20 protein-coding genes are annotated in these 21,555 nt (G+C 69.2%); 13 read left to right on the top strand and 7 right to left on the bottom strand.

From position 1 onward, the window contains the following. Window positions 1–60: 60 nt before the first annotated feature. Both ACIP5T_RS07640 and ACIP5T_RS07635 read right to left on the bottom strand, forming a co-directional pair. On the bottom strand, window positions 61–2,025 hold the full coding sequence (locus ACIP5T_RS07640) for a YhgE/Pip domain-containing protein (protein ID WP_400861997.1): 1,965 nt from the start codon (window positions 2,023–2,025) through the stop codon (window positions 61–63). Continuing rightward, a complete protein-coding gene (locus ACIP5T_RS07635) occupies window positions 2,022–4,823 on the bottom strand; it encodes an efflux RND transporter permease subunit (protein ID WP_400861995.1) in 2,802 nt (933 codons plus the stop codon). Before ACIP5T_RS07635 ends, ACIP5T_RS07640 begins: the two co-directional genes overlap by 4 nt. 121 nt (window positions 4,824–4,944) lie before the next feature. On the opposite strand from ACIP5T_RS07635, the gene ACIP5T_RS07630 reads away from it, so the two are divergent. Continuing rightward, complete coding sequence (locus ACIP5T_RS07630; RefSeq protein ID WP_400861994.1) at window positions 4,945–5,568, top strand: TetR/AcrR family transcriptional regulator; 624 nt, start codon at window positions 4,945–4,947, stop codon at window positions 5,566–5,568. A gap of 97 nt (window positions 5,569–5,665) precedes the next feature. On the opposite strand, the gene ACIP5T_RS07625 is transcribed toward ACIP5T_RS07630, so the two are convergent. Together ACIP5T_RS07625 and ACIP5T_RS07620 are read right to left on the bottom strand one after the other, a co-directional pair. Then, the gene (locus tag ACIP5T_RS07625) at window positions 5,666–6,643 is read right to left on the bottom strand and encodes an o-succinylbenzoate synthase (protein WP_400861993.1); all 978 of its coding nucleotides are present in this window, start codon (window positions 6,641–6,643) and stop codon (window positions 5,666–5,668) included. 59 nt (window positions 6,644–6,702) lie between these two features. Then, a complete protein-coding gene (locus ACIP5T_RS07620; RefSeq protein ID WP_400861991.1) occupies window positions 6,703–7,722 on the bottom strand; it encodes a GNAT family N-acetyltransferase in 1,020 nt (339 codons plus the stop codon). Window positions 7,723–7,822: 100 nt separating this feature from the next. On the opposite strand from ACIP5T_RS07620, the gene ACIP5T_RS07615 reads away from it, so the two are divergent. From ACIP5T_RS07615 to ACIP5T_RS07565, 11 genes are all read left to right on the top strand, one after another. Beyond that, entirely contained in the window at window positions 7,823–8,155 is a 333-nt protein-coding gene (locus ACIP5T_RS07615) for a PadR family transcriptional regulator (protein WP_082586537.1), read from the top strand. A gap of 1 nt (window position 8,156) precedes the next feature. Further along, the gene (locus ACIP5T_RS07610; RefSeq protein ID WP_400861988.1) at window positions 8,157–9,116 is read left to right on the top strand and encodes a permease prefix domain 1-containing protein; all 960 of its coding nucleotides are present in this window, start codon (window positions 8,157–8,159) and stop codon (window positions 9,114–9,116) included. Window positions 9,117–9,194: 78 nt separating this feature from the next. Further along, complete coding sequence (locus ACIP5T_RS07605; RefSeq protein WP_400861987.1) at window positions 9,195–10,106, top strand: 1,4-dihydroxy-2-naphthoyl-CoA synthase; 912 nt, start codon at window positions 9,195–9,197, stop codon at window positions 10,104–10,106. Window positions 10,107–10,122: 16 nt separating this feature from the next. Then, window positions 10,123–11,283, top strand: a complete 1,161-nt coding sequence (locus ACIP5T_RS07600) for an AMP-binding protein (RefSeq protein WP_400861985.1) — start codon at window positions 10,123–10,125, stop codon at window positions 11,281–11,283. A gap of 30 nt (window positions 11,284–11,313) precedes the next feature. Beyond that, window positions 11,314–12,105, top strand: coding sequence for a class I SAM-dependent methyltransferase (locus ACIP5T_RS07595; protein WP_400861984.1), 792 nt, complete (start codon window positions 11,314–11,316; stop codon window positions 12,103–12,105). A 64-nt stretch (window positions 12,106–12,169) separates the two neighbouring features. Next, window positions 12,170–13,345 (top strand): sensor histidine kinase, encoded by a 1,176-nt coding sequence (locus tag ACIP5T_RS07590; protein ID WP_400861980.1) that lies wholly within the window; start codon window positions 12,170–12,172, stop codon window positions 13,343–13,345. Continuing rightward, on the top strand, window positions 13,342–13,977 hold the full coding sequence (locus tag ACIP5T_RS07585; RefSeq protein WP_400861978.1) for a response regulator: 636 nt from the start codon (window positions 13,342–13,344) through the stop codon (window positions 13,975–13,977). Before ACIP5T_RS07590 ends, ACIP5T_RS07585 begins: the two co-directional genes overlap by 4 nt. A 108-nt stretch (window positions 13,978–14,085) precedes the next feature. Then, entirely contained in the window at window positions 14,086–14,847 is a 762-nt protein-coding gene (locus ACIP5T_RS07580) for an ABC transporter ATP-binding protein (protein WP_400861977.1), read from the top strand. Beyond that, window positions 14,844–16,316, top strand: a complete 1,473-nt coding sequence (locus tag ACIP5T_RS07575) for an FtsX-like permease family protein (protein ID WP_400861975.1) — start codon at window positions 14,844–14,846, stop codon at window positions 16,314–16,316. Before ACIP5T_RS07580 ends, ACIP5T_RS07575 begins: the two co-directional genes overlap by 4 nt. A gap of 85 nt (window positions 16,317–16,401) precedes the next feature. Further along, the gene (locus ACIP5T_RS07570) at window positions 16,402–17,058 is read left to right on the top strand and encodes a 2-phosphosulfolactate phosphatase (protein WP_400861973.1); all 657 of its coding nucleotides are present in this window, start codon (window positions 16,402–16,404) and stop codon (window positions 17,056–17,058) included. Between the two features lie 134 nt (window positions 17,059–17,192). After that, a complete protein-coding gene (locus ACIP5T_RS07565; RefSeq protein WP_400861971.1) occupies window positions 17,193–17,735 on the top strand; it encodes a DUF3054 domain-containing protein in 543 nt (180 codons plus the stop codon). Window positions 17,736–17,848: 113 nt separating this feature from the next. Here the strand turns inward: ACIP5T_RS07565 and ACIP5T_RS07560 are convergent, their stop codons facing one another. The 3 genes from ACIP5T_RS07560 to ACIP5T_RS07550 all read right to left on the bottom strand — a co-directional run bounded on the left by ACIP5T_RS07560 (window position 17,849) and on the right by ACIP5T_RS07550 (window position 19,933). Then, entirely contained in the window at window positions 17,849–18,337 is a 489-nt protein-coding gene (locus ACIP5T_RS07560) for a SprT-like domain-containing protein (RefSeq protein WP_140036311.1), read from the bottom strand. A 106-nt stretch (window positions 18,338–18,443) separates the two neighbouring features. Then, a complete protein-coding gene (locus tag ACIP5T_RS07555) occupies window positions 18,444–18,971 on the bottom strand; it encodes a hypothetical protein (protein ID WP_400861969.1) in 528 nt (175 codons plus the stop codon). A 101-nt stretch (window positions 18,972–19,072) separates the two neighbouring features. Further along, window positions 19,073–19,933 (bottom strand): spermidine synthase, encoded by an 861-nt coding sequence (locus ACIP5T_RS07550; RefSeq protein WP_400861967.1) that lies wholly within the window; start codon window positions 19,931–19,933, stop codon window positions 19,073–19,075. A 327-nt stretch (window positions 19,934–20,260) separates the two neighbouring features. Here ACIP5T_RS07550 and ACIP5T_RS07545 point away from each other — a divergent pair, with 327 nt between their 5' ends. Beyond that, window positions 20,261–21,553, top strand: coding sequence for a sugar ABC transporter substrate-binding protein (locus ACIP5T_RS07545; protein WP_400861965.1), 1,293 nt, complete (start codon window positions 20,261–20,263; stop codon window positions 21,551–21,553). Window positions 21,554–21,555 lie beyond the last annotated feature (2 nt).

Here is a 21,555-nt window from a genome sequence, read left to right as displayed (position 1 = left end):
CGGCGCGTCGTCGTGTGTGGTCCGACATTGTGCCCGGGTGGGGTGCCCGGAGAGGGGGGGTCAGGCGGTCGCCACGGCCGCCTTCACCGATGTCGTGCGACGCAGGGCGACCGCGATGGTGGTCGCGACGAGCGACAGCACACCCCACACGATGAGGCCGGCGGCTGCGCCTCCGTTCGCGGCGATCAGTCCGGCGAACGCGGGGGCTGTCGGCAGGGAGGCGCCGAGATCCGCCAGCCAGCCGGGCACCGTCGAGATGAGTCCTGTCGCGATCGCGAGCACCCCGACGAGGGCGCTGATCCAGCGACCTACGCCGCCGAAGACCGCGACGAGCGCCTGGTTGACGGCGGCGAAGACGATCCCGGCCAGCACGGCGATACCGGCGAATGCCCACCAGGTGGCGGCATCGTAGCTCGCGACGATCTGCACGATCAGTGCGACCAGCAGGCCCTGAGCGGCACCGATCCCTGCAGCCGGTGCGAAGGCGCGCAGCGCGAGCCCGGCAGACGAACGCCGCGAGGTGAGAGTGCGTGCGGTGTGCGCCCGCATCACGAGGAACGACGCGAGAGCTCCGAACCACAGCACCACGGCTGTGAGCAGCGGGATCGCGGTCGGGCCGAAGATCGTTGCTCCGTCGGCTCCCTCCGACGCCACAGGGTCGGCGATCACCGAGGCGAGCGAGGTCGACTCGGAGTCGCTGAACGATGGCAGGGAGTCGGATGCGGTGCGCAGGCCTCCCGCGAGGTCACCCGTGCCGGTCGCGAGGGTGTCGAGGCCGGTCGCCAGTTCGGAGGCTCCGGTCGCGAGCTCGGTCGCCCCATCGGACAACTGGACAGCTCCCGTCGACAGTGCACGTGCGCCGGCGGCGGATTCGTCGAGGCCCTGGGATGCGAGCTGGTTCAAGCCGTCCGCGAGAGTCGTCGCGCCGGCGCCGGCCTCGCCGAGCTGGGTCGAGAGGGCGGTGAACGCGCCGGGGAGGGTCGCGATCTGCGGTTCGACTTCCGTGAGCCATCCCGACGCGGTCCCCGCTGCCTTCGCGGCCGCTCCCGCGTTCGCGGCTTCGGTGGCGAGCTGAGCGCACAGCTCTCCGGAGACCTCGGGGTCGCAGCTCGCCGCCATCGTGCCGAGCTTCTGCGCGAGCGTCGCGGTCTTCGTCGCGGCGTCCGTGGCCGCATCCGTTCCGGTGGTGATCGCCCCCACCAGCGCGGGCATCTGCCCGGCCTGGTTCTGAAGCTCCGTCGCTCCTGCGGTCAGACCGGTGCCGATCTGACTCGCCCCACCGGCAGCCTCGCGGGTCTTCGCCGCGAGGGTATCGAGTCCGGATGCCAACGAGGAGGCCCCCGTGCCGAGTTCGGCGGCACCGGAGGCGAGCTGCGTCGCGCCGTCGGGGATCGCTGTCGCGCCCGTCGCCGCATCCCGCGCGCCGGTGGCCAGCTGGGCGGCACCGTCGGCGGCCTCTCCGATCTGGTCGCCGATCGTGGTGAAGCCGACGAGGATGTTCTCTGTCGTCGCCTCCGACAGCAGCGTGCCCATGCTCGACGCGGCGACGTTCGCGATCTGACTCGTGATCAGATCGTCGGCGACGAGGCCGTCCTCCGGAGTGGTGACCTGGATCGTCGCCTGCTCGGCGTCGCCTCCGCCGTCCGAGATCGCCTGCCCCGCAGAGGTCGCGGCGGCCGAGAACTCCTCGGGGATCGTGATGACCGCCTGGTACGACCCGTCGGCGAGGCCGTCGGCCGCGTCGTCCTCGTTCGAGATCACCCAGGTGAGGTTGGAGTCGAGCTCGTCCGATCCTTCGACGAGTCCTGATGCGAGCTGCCGCCCCAGCGGGGTCAGCTGTCCGTCGATCTCCACGGGCTCGTCGAGATTGACGATCGCCGCGGTCATCGATTCGAGTCGCTCGGTCGGGTTCTGCAGCGCCGCGACCAGGATGCCGCCGACGGCCGCCGGCAGCAGCAGGACGCCGAGGATCGTCAGCCAGGTGATGGGCTTGCGGGAACGGGCGCGTTCGATGGGGAGGGTCATGCGTTCACCTCGGTCGATTCGGTGGTGCCGTCTGCGGTGCGGGGCACCGAGGACTCGGGTCGTGTCTGAGGGGCGGGTGCGTCGGTGTCGACCACGTCGGCGGGGGAGCGACCGGCGTCTGCGAGCAGCTCGAGGCCGATCTCCGCGTCGAGCGCGGTGAGCACGATCGCGGTCGCGCTGCGGGAGTCACGCAGCCGTGCCGCGAGCTGATCACGTTCCGAGCGCGAGAGGCGGTCGGCTCCGTCGATGACCACGAGCGCGGGTCGTCCGCGCAGCGCCTCGGAGAGGTCGGCCGGCAGGCTTCCGGCATCCGCGGCCATGACGGCTCCGACATGCGCCCGCACCCAGGCCGCTCGCCCGGGAAGGAGATGGCCGGCGACCCGGAGGCGCCCGTCGTCGGCAGTCGCCCGGCCGGCGATCGTCAATGCCAGAGCGCGCAGCGCGCCAGCGGAGGAGCCGGTGAGCACGGCAGAACCCCCGGGTGCGACGCGCAGGTGAAGGCCGTCGATCCCGGCATCCGTCACCGTGAGATCGTCGGCGGCCACGACCGAGTCGTCGCCCGGCCATCCGGCCAGGTGGCGCTCGCGCTCGACCGCCTCGCCCTCGATGTCGACGCTCGGGAGAATCCTCTCCAGCCACGCAGGGATCTCCCACGCCCGCTCGCCGAGGATGGCCATGAGCGCCGGGATCAGCGTCATCCGCACGAGGAACGCATCGATCGCGATGCCGGCGGCGAGGCCGAGCGCGATGGGCTTCAGCGACGAGTCGCCTTCGGGGACGAACGCCACGAACACCGCGAACATGATGAGGCCGGCCGCGGTGACGACCTTCGCAGAGCCCGTGAAGCCGCTGCGCACGGCCCGCAGCGCGGCGGCGCGACGCATGGCTCGGTCGGGGCTCTTCCCATCGGGGTCGTGCACGAAGTCCTCGCGCATCCGCGAGACGAGGAACACCTGGTAGTCCATCGCGAGCCCGAACAGCACGCCCATCAGGATGATGGGCATGAAGCTGATGATCGGGCCGACCTTCGCGACGTGCAGGGCGTCGGCGAACCAGCCCCACTCGAACACCGCGCCGACGATGCCGAACGCGGCCACGATCGAGAGCAGGTATCCGGCGGCGGCGGTGATCGGCACCCAGAGCGACCGGAAGACGATCGTCAACAGGATCAGCGACAGACCGATCACGAAGATGCCGAACGGCAGCAGCGCGTTGCCCAGCTGATCCGAGATGTCGATGCCGACCGCGGTGAATCCGGTCACCTTGAGGTCGATTCCGAACTCGTCGAGCCACTCGTCATGGTGCGATCGCAGCTCGCGCACGAGGTCGGCGGTCGCGGGGTCGTCGGGCGCGGTCTCGGGGATGATCTGCACGATGCCGGTGTCAGCCGTCTCGTTCGGGGTCGCGAGGGCGACCTCCTTGACGCCGTCGATCTTCGCGACCTCGTCGCCGAGATCCTCCATCAGCGTGAGCGGATCGGTCGAGGTGACGATCGTGCCCGTGAGGATCATGGGTCCGTTGAAGCCGGGCCCGAACTCTTCGGCGACGAGGTCGTAGCTCTGCCGCGCTTCGGAGTCCTTCGGCAGCACACCGGCGTTGGGCAGCGCGAGGTTCAGGCTCAGTGCCGGCACTGCGATGATTCCGAGGCCGATCACGACCGCGAGTGAGACGAGTATCGGGCGCTTGGTCACGCCGGTCACCCAGCGCTCGCTGAATCGCACGCGCGGAGCGGGTGCAGGCTTGCCTTCCTTCGCTTTCGGAGCCTTGCGCGGCCGGCCGGCCACCCGGCCCTTCATGAAGCCCAGCATCGCAGGGGTGAGCGTCACGGCGATAGCGACGGCGACAGCGACGGCGGCGGAAGCGGCGATGCCCATGGTGGTCAGGAACGGGATGCCGGCGAAGCCGAGTCCGATCAGGGCGATCAGCACGGTCACGCCCGCGAACACCACTGCGGAGCCGGCCGTGCCGACGGCGCGGGCCGTGGATTCCTCGGGGTCGACTCCGTCGCGCACCTGATCCTGGTGTCTGGCCATGATGAACAGCGCATAGTCGATGCCGACGGCGAGTCCGAGCATGAGCGCGAGGAGAGGAGTGGTCGACGAGACGGTGGCGAAGGCGGTCGCGGCGAAGATGCCGGCCATCGAGATGCCGACACCGAGCACTGCTGTGAGCAGCGGGAGTCCTGCGACGACGAACGAGCGGAAGGTCACGATCAGCACGAGCAGGGCGATGAGCAGACCCACAGCCTCGGTGAGGGTGACACCGGGGATGGAGGTGGCGAACAATTCGCCACCGAGAGAGGTCTGCGATCCATCGGGGAGCTCATCGGCGAGCTCGGCCACGACGGCTCGCAGGTCGTCCTGCGTCTCGTCCGAGACATCGCTCGCCTGGCCGTCGAACTGCAGGCGGATGATGCCTGCGGTCTCGTCGTCGTTGATCATGCCGCTGACCATCTCGTCGAACGGGGACGTGGCCGAGAGCACGGAGTCGTCGAGATCGGCGAGCCGATCGACGACGTCCTCGATGTCGTTCCTGTACGCGTCGTCGGTGATCGCGTCGCCGTCAGCCGCCACCACGATGATCTGCGCACTGGTTCCGCTGACTGCGGGGAACGAGCGGTTGAGCTGCTCGAGACCGGCCTGCGACTCGGTTCCAGGGATGGAGAACGAGTTGTCCGTTCCCGCTCCGAGCACGAGTGCGCCGGCGCCGGCGATGCCGAGCGCGAGCAGCCAGGAGACGAGGACGCGCCAGGGGTGCCGGTAAGACCAGCGGCCGAGCGACGACAGGAGTGTGGACACGAGGCTCCTCAGGGAATGCGGGCTGGATACACAGGTGTATCCAATACATACCTGTATCGTAAGGTGGTCCGAGCCCCGGAGTCTGTGTGCGGGGTGTGAGAATGAGAAGCAGGAGGATTCGATGACGACACCCGCCACTCGCAGCAGAGAGAACACGCGAGCCAGGCTTCTCGATGCCGCGGCACAGGTCTTCGCAGAGGTCGGACTCGACGGCGCATCGGTCGAAGCGGTCTGCGACCGCGCCGGCTTCACACGCGGAGCCTTCTACTCGAACTTCGAGTCGAAGGACGAGCTGTTCCTCGTGCTCGCCGGCAGCGTCGGCGAGCAGAGAGTCAACGCGGTGCGCGAGCGCGTCGACGAGATCGCCGCCGAGGGCGGGCTGTCAGAGGGATGCGACCCGGTCGAGCTCGTCCAACGCATCATGGATGCGGGCGGCGACGATCGGCTCGGCGTCATGCTGATGAGCGAGATCCGTATCCGCGCGCTGCGCGACCAGCAGTTCGGCTCGGCCTATCTCGTGCAGGAGCGCGAGATGGTCTCCAGCATCGCCGTGATCATCACCGACATAGTCTCGGTGAGCTCGCTCGAGTTGAAGGTGCCTGCCGAAGAGGCGGCGAGGATGCTGATGATCATCTGGGAGGGCATGACCGTTCGCGGGGCGATGGCCGGCCAGGACTCCGATCAGCTGCGGCATTCCAGCGGTGAGGAACTCGGACGCCTCGTACAGCTGCTTCTCGCGAAATGACACGGTCACTCGACAGATACGTGTCGAGATGACGGTCGTCTGTCGAGGTGGCTCGTGGCGACCAGCGTCCCTGTCCTCGGCACGCGGATGACACCGTTCAGCGGGCGGCGAGCGCCTCGTGGCAGCGGCTGAGGCGATCGAGCCACCACTCGCGACGGTCGTCGCCGGCGGCGAGTCGAGTCAACGCGGCGGCATCCGGTGTCACTCGTCCAGCGGGGATCGACCCGTCGACCGGGCGCAGGTCGGCGACGTCGTCGAGGAACAGTGATGCGGTGCCGAGCCCGCAGTCGTAGTCGAGCGTCGGCAGCGCGGCGGCGAGCGCGGCCCCCTGTGAGAGTCCGATCGCGGTGTCGAGCGCGCTGGAGACGACCACGGGGAGGCCGGCGGCGGTGATGATCTGCAATGCGTGGGTGATCCCGCCCAGTGGTTGCGCCTTGATCACGAGCAGGTCGGCGGCCTTCTCCCGAGCGACGGCGAGCGGGTCGGAAGACTTGCGGATGCTCTCGTCGGCCGCGACCGGGATGCCCATGTACTTCACGCGGGTGCGCAGTTCGGCGAGCTCGGGCACCGTGGCGCAGGGCTGCTCGACGTATTCGAGATCGAACTCGTTGAGGGCGTGCACCGCGTGTTCGGCCTCGTCGACGTTCCAGGCGCCGTTGGCATCCACGCGGATCCGCCCCTCCGGCCCCATCGCCTCGCGTACGGCTCGCACGCGGGCGACGTCGTCTCCCAGCGTCTGGCCGGGCTCTGCGACCTTCACCTTCGCGGTGCGGCAGCCGGCGAACCGGGCGAGCACCTCGGCGACGCGTGCGGCTTCGATGGCGGGGATCGTGGCGTTCACGCCGATGCGCTCCCGCAGAGGTGCCGGCTGCGACCGCCAGGCGAAGTCGATCGCCGCAGCGAGCCAGGTCGCCGCTTCGGCATCGTCGTACTCCAGGAACGGCGAGAACTCGGCCCACCCCTCAGGGCCTTCGAAGAGCAGCGCCTCGCGGGTGTCGACCCCGCGGAATCGGGTGTGCATCGGAAGCGAGACGACCCTGGCCGAGCCGAGCAGGTCTGCGAGCGGTGGGAGCATGTGCTCATTCTGCTCTGTCGCAGCCGGTGTGGGGCATCCGCCGTGCCGACGGACCCTGCTCAGGTCAGACGCTTCTGAAGTTCGCCCATCCGCTCGCTCGGACGGAAGCCGAGCATGGTGTTCACCGCGAGCATGTGCGCATTCGATTCCGCGTTGTAGGTGTAGACGGCGCGTGCCTGCGGCGCCTCGCGGTGCAGCATCCGCAGGTTGGCGACCTTGACGGCGACGCCGAGTCGGTGACCCCGGTCGGCGGCGCGCACGAGCGTGCCCCACTGATACGCGTTGCCGTCATCGGTCGACACGACGAGCTGTGAATAGGCGGCGGCTGCTCCATCAGGTGCGAGAGCGATCGTGCCGAACGAGATGCGGTGCTGCAGGTCGAGCAGCTCTTCGCTCTCGCGGATGCTGTCGATGTCGGGCTTCTGGGGTTCGATGTCGAGTTCGCCGGTCGGCGCCTCGGTCTCGAGCGTGGCGTCGAGAGTCGTCCAGCGCTCGACGACATCGTCGGGGACGCGCCCGACCCAGCTGCGGATCTCGTATCCCTCCGTCGACTCGGCGATCTCGGCTTCGATCCGGTCGAGTGTCGCAGGAACCACCGGCAGCGCGAGTCGGCTCTGCACGTCACCGAGTGCGAGTGCATACCCGTGCGCCCGCGCGAACTCGCGGCCGGGGGCTCCGGTTCCCCCCGGCCCGAGCGTATGGGGCCACGATGTCGAGGCCTGCAGAGTCGTCCGCGCGGATGCCGCCGCCTCGCCCTCGAGGAATGTCAGCGCTGCGGTGCCGACGCCCCGCCTGCGATTCTCTGGCGGCACGCTGATCGCGAGATGGGCCGTGTGCACGTTGTCCTTCAGAGGGAGAGCCAGGCTTGCGGAGCCGACGATCTCGTCGTCGTCTCGGAGGAGAAAAGCACGTCTGTCCACGACTGCAGAGTCCTGCTGCAGCTCGCTTCGGCTCTCCGCGAGCGACCACACCACGGCATCCGCGCCGCGGTCCGCTCGCTCGGCCGCCGCGTAGGCCTCCCACCAGGCATCGACGTCATGGGGATCGAAGGGATCGATGCGCGAGATCTCGATGGTCATGTGTCAACGCTACGTGCTGTCGTCAGGCTCGCCGAGGAGGGTGGCCGCCACATAAGTGTGTGATTGACAATGGTGTGTGCCACACAGTAATGTGGCGAACATGAACGAGACCCTCGACACGCATCTGCAGGAACTGCGCCGCGGCACCGTGGTGCTGGCCTGTCTGCAGCTGCTGCGCACCGCGGGGTATGGCTATGGGCTGCTCGAAGACCTCGAGCGCCGCGGCTTCGCCACCGATGCGAACACGCTGTACCCGCTGCTTCGCAGGCTCGAGAAGCAGGAGTACCTCACGAGCGAGTGGAACACCGACGAGGCGCGGCCCCGCAAGTTCTACCGCACATCGGAGGCCGGCATCCGGCTCGCCGACACCCTGACCGAAGAATGGCGCTCGCTCACCACCGCGATCGCGACCCTCACAGCTGAGGAGAACTGACATGACCACGACCGCCACGCTCACCGAGCGCTACATCAGCGCCACGATCCGCAGCCTCACGCCCGAGGTCCAGGACGACGTCCGCGCAGAGCTCGAAGGGTCGATCGCCGATGCGATCGACGCGAGGCTCGATCAGGGGGAGGCGCCGGCAGACGCCGAGCGCGCCGTCCTCACCGAGCTCGGCGACCCCGGCATCCTGGCGGCGGGATACGCCGATCGTCCTCTTCACCTGATCGGACCGAAGTACTTCCTCGTCTATTGGCGCCTACTGAAGGTCCTGCTCTGGATCGTCCCTGCCTGCGCCTTCGCAGGGGTCGTCCTCGGCCAGCTTCTCGACGGCGCTCCGACAGGCACGGTCATCGGCACCGCGGTCGCCGCCACGATCGGCTCGATCGTGCACGTCGGGTTCTGGGTCACGCTGGTCTTCTTCATCCTCGAGCGTGCCGGCGCCGACACCGGGGTCAAGTGGAACGTCGACCAGCTGCCCGAGCCGACGCAGAACGGTGCGGGGCGGGCGGATGCGATCGCCTCCCTCGTCTTCCTGCTGCTCGGAGTCGGAGCGGTGTTCTGGGACGCTTCCTTCGGCTTCTTCCCGACGGACGGTGCTCCGATCCCGATCCTCAACCCGACGCTCTGGCCCTGGGGCATCACCTTCTTCCTCGCGCTGTTCGTCGCCGAGGCGCTGCTGGCCGTCGTGGTCTACGCCCACCGGCGCTGGACGATCGGCGCCGCAGCGGTCAACACCCTGCTCGCGGTGGTGTTCGCCGCCTGGTCGCTCACCCTGCTGGTGCGAGGTGAGCTGCTCAACCCCGAGTTCCTCAGCTACGTCTTCACCGACAGCGGCGTGACCGAGGAGACGATGCGGATCCTCGCGGTGATCACCGGATTCTGCCTCGTGGCCTTCCCTGTCTGGGACATCATCGACGGGTGGATCAAGACAGTACGCGCTCGCCGCGGCTGAGCGGGACACCCAGACGGCGTCGCCTCTCCGGGCGACGCCGTCTGCGTCTGCAACCCCTGCGGGAATAGGCTGGATGCTGTGACCAGCGCATTCGTCTCAGACCTGTTCGACCCGGACGAATGGGTGCTCGCGCCCGGTGCCGAGGACTACACCGACATCACCGCCCACATCAGCAAGGACGGCGGAGTCGCCCGCATCGCGTTCAACCGCCCGGAGGTGCGCAACGCCTTCCGCCCGCACACCGTCGACGAGCTCTACCGCGCCCTCGACGACGCACGGCAGAACCCGCGCATCGGCGCCGTGCTGCTCACCGGCAACGGCCCGAGCCCGAAGGACGGCGGCTGGGCGTTCTGCTCGGGCGGCGACCAGCGCATTCGAGGTCGCGACGGCTACAAGTACTCCGACGACGAGAAGACCGTGCACGACCCCGCGAGAGCCGGCCGCCTGCACATCCTCGAGGTCCAGCGCCTCATCCGCTTCATGCCCAAGGTCGTCATCGCCGTCGTGCCCGGGTGGGCCGCGGGCGGCGGACACTCGCTGCACGTCGTCTGCGACCTCACGATCGCCTCCGCCGAGGAGGCCCGGTTCAAGCAGACGGACGCCGACGTCGGCAGCTTCGACGCGGGCTACGGCTCGGCGTACATGGCCAGGCAGACCGGGCAGAAGTTCGCGCGCGAGGTGTTCTTCCTCGCCGAGGAGTACTCGGCGCAGCGGGCGTACGAGGCCGGGGCGGTCAACCGGGTCGTTCCCCATGCCGACCTCGAGCGCGAGGCGTTGAAGATGGCGCGCACCGTGCTCACCAAGTCGCCCACGGCGATCCGCATGCTGAAGTTCGCGTTCAACGCGGTGGACGACGGTCTCGTCGGTCAGCAGGTCTTCGCGGGCGAAGCCACGCGTCTCGCCTACGGCACCGACGAAGCGGTCGAGGGCCGCGACTCGTTCCTCGAGAAGAGGGACGCCGACTGGTCGTCGTTCCCTTGGCACTACTGAGCGGATCGAGACGGACATGGTCGCGCTGACGCCGACGGATGCCGAGGATCCGGCCGAACTGCGCGACGCTCTCGCGCGGGCGCTCGACGGCGGGCCCGCACTCGGGTTCGGGATGCTCGGCGACGCGCCGAAATGGGTGCCGGACGGCACGGCCGTGGTGATCGCCACCTCCGGCTCCAGCGGCGTGCCCAAGAGGGTAGCCCTGAGCGGCGAGGCGCTGCGGGCCAGCGCCGAAGCCACGGCGGCGAGGGTCGGAGGCGGACGCTGGCTGCTCGCGCTGCCGGCCGGATACGTGGCAGGCCTCCAGGTTCTGGTGAGGTCGCTGGTCGCCGGCACGCACCCTGTCGTCTTGAGCGGTCGGTTCTCACCCGAGTCCTTCGCCGATGCGACGCTCTCGATGCTCCGTCCGTCCGCGGGCGGCTCCGCGACGATCCCCGAGCTGTATACGTCTCTCGTGCCCGCACAGCTGTCGACCCTGCTCGACGCCGCCGATGACCGACCGGTGCGGGCCGCGTTGCAGGCCTACCGGGCCATCCTCGTCGGGGGGCAGGCGCTGCCAGTGCCGCTCCGGGAGCGGGCCGCCGATCTCGGCGTCCGGCTCGTCCGCACCTACGGTTCCACCGAGACCAGCGGAGGATGCGTGTACGACGGCGTTCCTCTCGACACGGTCGCCGTGCGCACGGTGAACGGCGAGCTGCGAATCGCCGGCCCGATGCTCGCCGACGGATATCTCGGTGAGGGGGAGCTGACAGCGAAGAACTTCTCGCGCGACGAGCACGGCATCCGCTGGTACCACACCGGCGACCTCGGGCTCTTCGACGACGGCGTGGTGCGGGTGCACGGTCGTGCCGACAACGTGATCGTCTCCGGCGGCATCAACATCTCCCTCGACCGGGTCGAGCGGCTGGTTCGCGGCGTTCCCGGACTCACGGGTGCCGTGGTGGTCGGCGTGCCGGACGAACGGTGGGGTGAGGCCTCGGTCATCGTCGCGCCCAGGGGAGAGGCGCTGCGGCGCAGCGAGGCCGAGCAGCTCGCCCACGCGCGAGACCTCGTGGCGGAGGAGCTCGGCAAGCATGCCCGACCGGCACGTCTGATCCTGGTCGACGAGCTCGCCGTGCTGGCCTCCGGGAAGCCGGATCGCGAGTCGATCAGCCGGGCCGCCGCCGAGCTGCACTGAGCGATGCGCGAGCGCCTGCCAGACTGAGTCATGGCCATCTACACGCACGGACATCACGAGACCGTCCTCCGGTCGCACAGCAACCGTGACATCTCCAATTCCGCGGAGTACCTCCGCCCGCACCTGACCGAGACCACGAGGCTTCTGGACGTGGGAGCAGGGCCAGGCAGCATCACGGTCGACTTCGCCGGGATCGTGGGTCATGTGACGGCGACCGAGATCGATGAGAACGCGCTCTCGCTGTCGCGTGATCTCGCCTCGAGCCGAGGTCTGCGCAACCTCGACTTCGCGATCGAAGACGTGCACTCGCTGAGCTTCGCCGACGACAGCTTCGACGTCGTGCACACGCACCAGGTGCTGCAGCATGTCGGAGATCCCGTGCAGGCGCTCCGCGAGATGCGGCGGGTGACGGCTCCGGGGGGAGTGGTCGCGGCGCGCGACGCCGACTACGCGGGCTTCATCTGGTTCCCCATGCTCCCTGAACTCGACCACTGGCTCGACCTCTACCGGCGAGCGGCACGGGCCAACGGAGGGGAGCCCGACGCGGGGCGCCGCCTTCTCGCCTGGGCCCGCGCGGCCGGATTCGATGACGTCACCGCGACGACGTCCAACTGGACCTACGCGACGCCCGAGGATCGCGCCTGGTGGGGCGGCATGTGGGCCGACCGCATCCTCGAGTCTGCGCTCGCCCGGCAGCTGGTCGACAGCCGGATGGCGACGTCGAGCGACCTGCAGGCCATCAGCGATGCCTGGAAGCGCTGGGCCGATGACGGCGACGGGTGGTACCTCGTGCCGCACGGCGAGATCATCGCCCGCGCCTGAGGTGGGTCGCGGATACATCTCCAGGCGGATGCGAGGCGCACGCCGCGCCGCGTAGCGTGGGGGAGTGATCCGCCCGCTCTCCCGCACGGCGCTCGTGCTCGACATCGTCGGGGCGGCGCTGTTCTTCGTCATCCTCACTCCCTTCTCCGTGGCGTTCTACGGTCCGGGAACGGCAGGCCAGGGGATCGACGCTGCTGCGGTCGTCGCGGTCGTGGCGGCGGGCATCCTGATGTTCGGCGGTGTCGCCATTGGCAGGCTCGCTCCCGGACTCGCGCTCGCCGCGGCCTGGGCGGGCGCGATCGTGCAGATGCTCTCCGGCTTCGGGCCGCTTCCGATCGATATCGCGATCCTTCTCGTGCTCTACGCGACCGCCGCCTGGGGATCCCGGGCCGTGCTGTGGTGGGGTTTCGGCTCGGCGCTGCTGGGCGCCTTCGTGTCGGCGGTCTACCTCGTGGTCGTCACCGGCGTCACCTCCGGCACCAGCGGCTGGGATCAGCTGACCACCGGCACTCTGCTCCTCGTCGTCTCCGTGCTCGCTCTCGGCTTCGCCTGGGTGTGCGGTCTGCTGTGGCGTGTGGTGCTTCGCGCACGGAGCACCCGGTCGGCGCAGCTGAAGGCGGAGTCGCTCGCGGCGGAGGAGCAGGAGCGCGTGCGCATCGCTCGCGACATGCACGACATCGTCGCGCACTCGCTGGCCGTGGTGATCGCCCAGGCTGACGGTGCGAGGTACGCCGCGGCCGCGAAGCCCGAGATGGCCACCGAGGCGCTGGGCACCATCGCCCAGACCGCACGCAGCGCCCTGAGCGATGTGCGGCTGCTGCTCACCCAGCTGCGCCACCGACAGGGAGACGGTCCCCAGCCGACGCTCGCAGACCTCGAGGCGCTGTTCGCTCAGGTGCGCCAAGCAGGCGTCGAGCCCCGCATCACGGTCGATCCGATGCCACCGGGGGAGCCGCCGGGGGCGATCCAGCTGGCGGTCTTTCGTATCCTCCAGGAGGCGCTCACGAACGCCATCCGGCACGGCGACGGGGCCGTCGACGTGCACCTCGCCTGGCTTCCCGACCGTGTCGACATCCGGGTCCGCAACACGATCGGCCAGGCTCAGCCGCAGGTCGGCGGCGGGCACGGGGTGATCGGAATGCGCGAACGGGCTCAGCTCGTCGGCGGTAGCCTTCAGGCGGAGCGTCAGGGCGCGCAGTTCGTCGTCGATGCCTCGCTCCCGATCGGAGAAATCGCATGATCAGGGTCGTCCTCGTCGATGATCAGGCGCTGTTCCGCGCGGGGGTCCGCATGCTCTTGGCCTCCCAACCCGACCTCGACGTCGTCGGCGAAGCGGGCAACGGGCGTGAGGCGGTGACGCTCGTGCACGCGACCCGACCGGATGTGGTCCTGATGGACATCAGGATGCCGGTGATGGACGGTCTCGCCGCGACCGCCGAGATCCTCGCCCAGCCCGATCCTCCCCGCATCGTGATGCTGACGACGTTCGACCTCGACGAGGCGGCCGCGCGTGCGATCCGCCAGGGAGCCAGCGGGTTCCTCCTCAAAGATGCCGACCCCGAGTTCCTCCTCGCCGCGATCCGCACCGTCCATTCCGGGTCGAGCGTGATCGCCGCGTCCGCCACGCGTGAGCTGTTCGAGCATTTCGCCGAGGAGACGAAGCCGGTTCCGGCGCAGTTCTCGGCGCTGACCGACCGCGAGCGGGAGATCTTCGCGCTCGCGGCCAGGGGACTGTCGAACTCCGAGATCGCCGCTCGCGAATATCTCAGCGAGGCGACCGTGAAGACCCACATCAGTCGCATCCTGACCAAGCTCTCCCTCCGCGACCGTGTGCAGCTCGTCGTCTTCGCCTTCGAGCACGGGCTCGCCTGACCTCAGACTGCCGGCCCGCAGGCCCGCAGGCGGGATCATCCTTCCGATGTAGGCGGATGCGCCGCCAGGGCGACGCGGCGCCGCACCCGCCGTCCGTAGCGTCGAGGTATGGAGATCACGACCACCGACCTCGGGCTCGCAGCCCGCGTCCAGCACCTCACCAAGACCTACGGCGCCGGCGAAGGCACCGTCCACGCGCTGGATGACGTCAGCGTCGGCATCCGCCGGGGGCAGTTCACCGCCATCATGGGTCCGTCCGGCTCGGGGAAGTCCACCCTCATGCACATCATGGCCGGCCTCGACACCCCGACGCAGGGGAGGAGCTGGATCGGCGACACCGAGATCACCGAGCTGGGAGACCTCGATCTGACGATCCTTCGTCGTCGCCGAGTCGGATTCATCTTCCAGGCGTTCAACCTCGTGCCCACGCTCACCGCCCTGGGGAACATCATGCTGCCGTTCGAGCTCGACGGACGCCGAGCCAGGGCGATCGAGAAGGCGCGCATCGACGGACTGATCGAGACGCTCGGGCTCGGATCACGGCTGCAGCACCGACCTCATCAGCTGTCGGGCGGTCAGCAGCAGCGCGTCGCGATCGCCCGCGCTCTCGCCACCGCGCCCGACCTGGTCTTCGCGGATGAGCCGACCGGCAACGTCGACTCGAAGACCGGTCGCGAGGTGCTGCAGCTGCTTGCGACCGCGAGCCGCGAGCACGGGCAGTCGATCGCGATGGTCACGCACGACGCGATCGCCGCGAGCTACGCCGACCGGGTGCTGTTCCTCGGCGACGGACGGATCGTCGCCGATCACCCACGTCAGAGCGCTGAGCAGATCTCGGCCTACATGCTCGCCGCCGAGGTCGCGGCATGAGCGCGGTCATCGATTCTCCGGTCCGCGCGGTCGTCGCGCAGACGTCCGCGACAGGTCCGCGCCTGGCCTGGCTGCGCGACCGGGGCATGGGAGCCAGCATCCTGGTCGCGACGCTCTCGGCCGCCTTCGGCGTGGTGCTGGTCGAGACCACGGCCTACCTCGGAGCGGTGCTGCAGGCAGACCCGTTCATCGGAGACAGTGAGACCCTCGCGTTCGTGGTCGGGCTGCTCTCGGTGCTTCTCACGGGGGTCGCGATGTACGTCGCGGCGATCGTCACCGCCAACACCTTCTCGACGATCATCGCCGGGCGCACTCGTCAGATAGCGCTGATGCGACTCATCGGTGCGACCGCGCGGTCGCAGAGGGCGGAGGTCGGCAAGCAGGGCTTCGTGGTCGGTGTCATCGGCGCGGCACTCGGGCTGCTCGCGGGGCTCGCGATCGCGGCAGTCGGTGTGCAGATCGGCTCCGGACTGATCGAGAACGTGCCTGCGGGGTTCTCGCTCGCGCAGCCGTTCGTCGCGTTGCCCGTGATCGGCGTCGCCCTCACCACCTGGGCCGCGGCCTGGGCGGGATCCAGACGCGTACTCGCCGTCACACCGCTGCAGGCGATCGGCGGATCGGTCGAACGCAGCCACGAGGAGATGTCGCGCCCCGGGCGTCACATCGGTGCGTGGGTGCTGCTGGGCACCGGCACCGTCCTGCTGGCCGCAGGGGTCGTGGTCGGACTCGCGCATCCCCTCGGGGTGGTCGTCGCCTTCTTCGGTGGGCTGCTGTCGTTCACGGGACTCGCGCTCGGATCGGTGCTGTTCATGCCGCCGGTGCTGCGACTGGTGGGGCGGATGTTCGGTTCGAGTGCCACCGCGCGGCTCGCCGCCGAGAACGCACTGCGCTATCCGGAGCGTTCCTCGCGGATGGCGATCGGCGTCGTGATGGGGGTCACGCTCGTCACGATGTTCGCCGTCGCGCTCGAATCGGTCAAGCAGATGCTCATCGGTCAGGTCGAAGGCGAGACACCCGCCGAGTTCTTCACTCCGTTCGACGCCTTCGCGTCGGTGATGATGGTTCTCGTCGCCGTATCGGCGGTGATCGCCGCGGTCGGCCTGGTCAACCTCCTGACGATCGGCGTCGTGCAGCGTCGCCACGAGCTCGGCCTTCTCCGCTCGATCGGCCTCTCCAACGGGCAGGTGCGCCGCATGGTGCTGCTCGAGGCCGCGCACATCACGGTGGCGGCGACGCTGACCGGGTTGATCCTGGGCATCGCGTACGGGTGGATCGCTGCGCAGTCCCTGCTCGGATCGGTGCCGACCCTGCCCGACTTCGAACCCGCCGGGCTCGTCGCGCCTCACGTGCCGTGGCTGCCCGTCGTCATCATCGTCGCGGCGACCGCCGTGCTGACCCTGGTCGCGGCTGCGACGCCGACCCGCCTCGCCACCCGGGTGGCGCCGGTCGATGCGCTCGCCGCTGACTGACGGCGTTCATGCCGGCCAGCGCGCCCCCGTGACCCAAACGGTCATCGGGGCGTTCTGGCGCATCCGGTCGCTCTAGGCTGGACGGATGCCGTCTCCGTTCGACCAGTCCACTTATCAGGTGCGCCTCGAGTGGGGCGTCGAAGGGCTCGACCGTCTCGCCCCCTCCGAGATCGTCGTGGTGGTCGACGTGCTCCGCTTCTCGTCGACGGTGGCGGATGTCGTCGCCTCCGGATCCACGGTCTCGCTCGACGACGCCCGAGTGTGGTCCCGCAACGGTGCCGCAGTCGCCGACCGCGCCCGTGAAGCCGTGGTGCTGATCGGAAGTCTCCGCAACGCGTCGGCAGTGGCGCGAGCGATCGCGGCATTGCAGGAGCGCAACCAGGCACGCACCTCGGTGAGCGTGATCGCGGCGGGCGAGGCCGACGCCGACGGCGCAGCGCGCTTCGCGGTCGAAGACCACCTGGGCGCCGGAGCGATCGTCGCGGCGCTCACGGATCTCGGCATCGATCACACCGCGCCCGATGCGGCCGTGGCGGCCGAGGGATTCCGTGCGTTGAAGCGAGCGCTGCGCCATCTGATCGGCGCCAGCGGATCGGCGCGCGAGCTCGCGGACGGGGTCGCCGCGACAGATCGGATTCTGGCATCCGGTGCTGCCCCGACGACCACGTCGAGCGCCGCCGAGCTCGACGCCCTCGATGTCGTGCCCGTGCTGCGCGACGAGGTCTTCGTCGCCTTCGACTGACCCTTCGTCCGGACCCGTGGCGACGAACGCACCGGAAGCCCGCGAAGCAGCGACTGGCCGACGTTTCCCGGCGCGGTCCGCAACAGGCCGTGCACTCGGCACGGGTTTCGGATCTCGCGACGTAGGGTCGTGGCATGAGGTTCGTCCCCGCTTTCATCGTCGATGCCGTCCTGGTGCTCGTCTTCGCTGTGATCGGCCGTGCCTCGCATGGCGAGAGCCCCGGCGGATTCCTGATCACCGCCTGGCCGTTCATCGTCGCGCTGCTGCTGGGTCATGTCGTGGCCGCTCTGCTGCCGGCGAGGCCACGTCGTCCGTGGTCGCTGGGCTGGGGCGCCGTCGTCTGGCTGGTCACGGTCGTCGGCGGACTGCTGCTGCGCGTCGCGGCGGGGGACACCGCTCAGATCGCGTTCATCATCGTCACGACACTCGTGCTCGGAGTCTTCCTCGTCGGATGGCGGGCCGCAGCGGCGTTCCTGCGCCGACGCGCGGCGCGCACGACCGATGCGGGCCCGGGGTCGGAGCTGTCTGACGAGCGAGCGGATGGCGAGCTCCCCGCCCACGCGGTCGCCGATGACGTGCTCCCCGACGAGATCGCTGATGAGGCGGTCGCCGAAGAGCGGTCGTCGGCAGACGCGGCGCCAGAGGCCGACCCGGGAACTGGCGCTCAACCACGCTGACTGCGGCGATCCGGAGCGCGCCCGCGGCGCGTGGTCACAGTCGCATCCATATCAGCCGACTGGGGTGCGTTCTCGACCCCAAAGCCCGTGACGGCTGAACGGCTCGTGTGCTGTCAGCGCGACATCTGGGCGGCGAGCCTCGTATCGGCCGTGATCTCGCGCCGTGTCCAGTCGAAGAGATACCGGGCGTCGTACGAGCGAGAGCATCTCGCGCACGACGTCGCGCGCGACGGGCGCCGGTGACGGTAGGTGACGTGCCCGGCGGGGCATCGGCCGACCCACGGCGCGAGCTCGACCGCGGTCTCGCCATGATGGGTCGTTCCGCCGACGTAGCCCAGGTCGCGGGCCACGCGCTTCCAGGTCGCGCCATGGGCCGCCTCATGACCGGCGAGCGCATGCGCGACCTCGTGCAGCAGCACCTGGTGGATCTCGTCGTCCTCGAACCGGGCTGCCAGATATCGCGACACGGTGATGCGCTTCTTCGTGTAGTCGCACTGCCCCGCTCGACGCTTGGCATGGTCGAAGCCGAACGACCAGCTGTCGTCGAGGTGCATCGTGATCAGTGCCTCGCCCCAGACGCGCACCCGGTCAAGTTCCGCCATGCGATCAGGCTAAGCCATGCCGCCGACATCGCCGCTCAGCAAAGCGGCGGACGGCTCAGCGCAGTGTCAGTCGGCGAAGCTCAGGGGCAGTCGGTGATGTCCAGCGTCAGCCGGCGACGAGCTGCGTCGTGCGGCGCCGTTCGGCGGCTTCGATCGCGAGCAGCACCGTCTCGAGCTCTCGATCCTCGGCCCCCGCTTCGCGGCGCAGGAACAACGACTGCTTGAAGCTCTCGCGGGCCGTCTCGTAGTCCCCGGCCTCGTACGCGTTCTTGCCGTGGTGATGATGGGCGAACGCCGCGATCGAGACCCAGCGCTGCCCTTCCGCCTCGGCGGCGCACGTGGCGAGCTCCTGCGCGGCGGCGGCGTGCGCGCCGCGGTACTGCAGGATCGTGGCGTGCAGCACCCTGGCACGGAGGACGTCCTTGCGGGTCCCCGCCATGCGGGCCTGACGCACGGCTTCGTCAGCGAGGGGGAGTGCTTCATCCAGGCGATCGAGCACCTTCAGCAGCCAGACGCGCTCGAGCAGGGCCGGAAGGCTGCGCTGACCGTCGATCTCCTCCAGTCGTGCCGAGCACTCATCGAGATCGACGCGCTCGCGAAGGCTCTCATGGTCATAGCCTCTGATGAAACTCATTGCTCTCCTTCCGCAGCGTCCCCCCACAAGTGTGCCTCGCGACGGAGCGGTCGTCGGGGCGGCACGCCCCAGGTCCTCGCATCCGATCTCGAACGAGGTGCTCAGCGCAGGAACAGCGAGGCGTCCGGACGAGGGGAGTCCACGGCATCCGCGTCCGTCACCGCGCGCGCACCCTGCACGAAGGCGGTCACCTCGGCGCCCTGGGCGATCTTCGCCGGATGCGGTCCGGCGGCCAGCATCCTCGGCAGCCATTCGCTCGGAAGGGGAGCGGCCGACGCCGCGATCACGAGGTTGCCGAACCTGCGTCCCTTCAGCACCTGCGTATCGGCGAGGACGCCGATCTCAGGCAGCACCTCTGCGATCGTCGCGACCTGACGCCGCGCGAAGGCGAGGCCGGGGCCGTCCGCGACGTTCACGAGCAGCACGCCCCCGGGCGCGAGAAGCTCCGCGAGTTCGCGATAGAACTCGATGCTGGTGAGGTGAGCGGGCGTCTGGGCGCCGGAGTACACGTCGGACACCACCAGATCGCAGCTGCCGACGATGGCCGGCGGAAGACGGCGGACGCCTTCGCGAGCGTCACCGATCCGCAGCCTGATCGACGCGCCTCTCGGCAGGGGGAGGTGCTCGCGCACGAGCGCGGCCAAGGGAGCCTCGAGCTCGATCACCTGCTGTCGCGAACCCGGCCGGGTGGCCTCGATGTAGCGGGGGATGGTCAGCGCTCCCGCTCCCAGGTGCACCGCGGTGAGAGGGCCGCCGACGAGCTGGTCGATCACGGCGCCCATGCGCACGATGTACTCGAAGTGCAGGTGCGTGGGGTCATCGAGGTCGACGTGCGACTGAGGGGTGTCGTCGACGATGAGTTCGAAACCGGTGGTGAACTCCGACGGCACGATGCGGGCGATGCCTCCGTGGTCGAGACGGGCCTGCGGGTGTTCGGTGTCCTTCGCGCGCGTCCTGCCCATTCTCCGAGACTACGCTCTCACTCCGGAGCCTCGGTCGCCGTGCGGTCGGTTGCGACGATGAGAAGATTGAAGGCCCTGTCACTCCGGTGCACACCCGACGGCCCAGTCACGGCCGTGCGCTCGGACACCGCAGCGAACTCGTCGTCGTGGGCGTGGATCCCTTGTCCTCCGGGGTCTCCGGCATGCCGCGAGCCTGCGCGGGAGGCGCGATGTTACGGCCGCATGACGTTTCCGGGAATAACTTGCAGGGAATTAGTTAGTGATGAATACTTTTTCCTACGTGGTAGGCACCCGATGCCGCCAGGACGTTCAAAGAGGAGATCCCTGATGCACAAGCGCATTCTTCCGGTCGTGGCGCTGGGCGCCGCGGCCACCCTGGGCCTGGCGGCCTGTGCCGGTGGCGGAGCAGACACCGGCGGAGCCGTCGACGGAGAGGGCCAGGAGCTCACCGTCTGGATCATGAAGGGCACGAACCCCGACGCGACCGCGTTCTACGACGAGGTCTCGAGCGCGTTCGAAGACGAGACCGGAGCCACGGTCAAGATCGAAGAGATCCAGTGGGCGGATGCTCACGACCGCTTCGTCACGTCGATCGCCGGCGGCACCACGCCCGACATCGCCGAGACGGGCACCACCTGGACGGCGGAGTTCGCGGACGCAGGTGCCCTCGAGCCGCTCGACGAGTACGTCGACGCGGAGAAGGGCCTGCGCGACGACCTCGTCGAAGGTCTCGCCGTCGCCGGCACCTACGACGAAGAGCTGTACGGCATGCCGTGGTACGCCGGTGTCCGGTCGATCGTCTACCGCACCGATGTGTTCGAGGAGCTCGGTCTCGAGGCTCCGAAGACGTGGGACGACATCGTCACCGCCGGTGAGGCGATCAAGGCCGCCAAGCCCGACATGCTGCCGTTCCCCGTCGCGGGCGACGCCGAGTTCCAGGTGTACCCCTGGGTCTGGGGCGCGGGCGGCGAGGTCGCGACCCTCGACGGGAAGACCTGGACGAGCGAGCTCGACAGCAAGGAGTCGCAGGCCGGAATCGAGTTCTACACCGGACTCGCGACCGAGCACGGCTTCTCGTCTGCAGGTGCCACCACCTGGAAGGAGACCGACCTCCGTGACTCGTTCACGCAGGGCAACGTCGCCATGATGCTCTCGGGCTCGTGGACCCCCAAGGCTCTGATCGAGGCGAACCCCGAACTCGACGGCAAGATCGGCGCCGCAGTGATCCCCGGAGAGGACGGCGGAATCGCTCCGTCCGTGCTCGGAGGCTCGCACCTGTCGGTCTTCAACACGACGAAGAACGCCGACCTCGCGTGGGAGTTCGTGAAGCTGATGACCACCGGCGAGTTCGCCGAGCAGTGGGCTGACGAGACCGGCTACTTCCCCGGCGTCCAGTCGGCGATGGAAGAGGCCCTCGCCTCGACCGACCCGCTCGTCGCTCCGTTCGCTCAGCAGATGGTCGAGGGCGGCGCCTCCGTGCCCGTCACCCCGAACTTCGGAGCCGTCCAGGCCAAGAAGACCACCAACTCGATGATCCAGGCGATCCTCGGCGGGCAGAAGGACGTCGCGACCGCGACGAAGGATGCCGCAGCTGAGATGACCGAGCTGCTCAACAAGTAAGG

The organism is Microbacterium sp. NPDC088619 (genome assembly GCF_044752825.1).
Classification (GTDB): Bacteria; Actinomycetota; Actinomycetes; order Actinomycetales; family Microbacteriaceae; genus Microbacterium.
The sequence above is the reverse complement of the archived record's forward strand: the minus strand, read 5'-3'. Positions and strand labels throughout refer to the sequence as shown.

Coding starts and splice junctions, on each gene's coding strand:
- ACIP5T_RS07555 (WP_400861969.1), bottom strand. CDS start 18,971: ATGAGTTTCATCAGAGGCTATGACCATGAGAGCCTTCGCGAGCGCGTC.
- ACIP5T_RS07550 (WP_400861967.1), bottom strand. CDS start 19,933: ATGGGCAGGACGCGCGCGAAGGACACCGAACACCCGCAGGCCCGTCTC.
- ACIP5T_RS07570 (WP_400861973.1), top strand. CDS start 16,402: ATGCCGTCTCCGTTCGACCAGTCCACTTATCAGGTGCGCCTCGAGTGG.
- ACIP5T_RS07620 (WP_400861991.1), bottom strand. CDS start 7,722: ATGACCATCGAGATCTCGCGCATCGATCCCTTCGATCCCCATGACGTC.
- ACIP5T_RS07600 (WP_400861985.1), top strand. CDS start 10,123: ATGGTCGCGCTGACGCCGACGGATGCCGAGGATCCGGCCGAACTGCGC.
- ACIP5T_RS07575 (WP_400861975.1), top strand. CDS start 14,844: ATGAGCGCGGTCATCGATTCTCCGGTCCGCGCGGTCGTCGCGCAGACG.
- ACIP5T_RS07565 (WP_400861971.1), top strand. CDS start 17,193: ATGAGGTTCGTCCCCGCTTTCATCGTCGATGCCGTCCTGGTGCTCGTC.
- ACIP5T_RS07630 (WP_400861994.1), top strand. CDS start 4,945: ATGACGACACCCGCCACTCGCAGCAGAGAGAACACGCGAGCCAGGCTT.
- ACIP5T_RS07580 (WP_400861977.1), top strand. CDS start 14,086: ATGGAGATCACGACCACCGACCTCGGGCTCGCAGCCCGCGTCCAGCAC.
- ACIP5T_RS07615 (WP_082586537.1), top strand. CDS start 7,823: ATGAACGAGACCCTCGACACGCATCTGCAGGAACTGCGCCGCGGCACC.
- ACIP5T_RS07545 (WP_400861965.1), top strand. CDS start 20,261: ATGCACAAGCGCATTCTTCCGGTCGTGGCGCTGGGCGCCGCGGCCACC.
- ACIP5T_RS07610 (WP_400861988.1), top strand. CDS start 8,157: ATGACCACGACCGCCACGCTCACCGAGCGCTACATCAGCGCCACGATC.
- ACIP5T_RS07595 (WP_400861984.1), top strand. CDS start 11,314: ATGGCCATCTACACGCACGGACATCACGAGACCGTCCTCCGGTCGCAC.
- ACIP5T_RS07625 (WP_400861993.1), bottom strand. CDS start 6,643: ATGCTCCCACCGCTCGCAGACCTGCTCGGCTCGGCCAGGGTCGTCTCG.
- ACIP5T_RS07640 (WP_400861997.1), bottom strand. CDS start 2,025: ATGACCCTCCCCATCGAACGCGCCCGTTCCCGCAAGCCCATCACCTGG.
- ACIP5T_RS07585 (WP_400861978.1), top strand. CDS start 13,342: ATGATCAGGGTCGTCCTCGTCGATGATCAGGCGCTGTTCCGCGCGGGG.
- ACIP5T_RS07560 (WP_140036311.1), bottom strand. CDS start 18,337: ATGGCGGAACTTGACCGGGTGCGCGTCTGGGGCGAGGCACTGATCACG.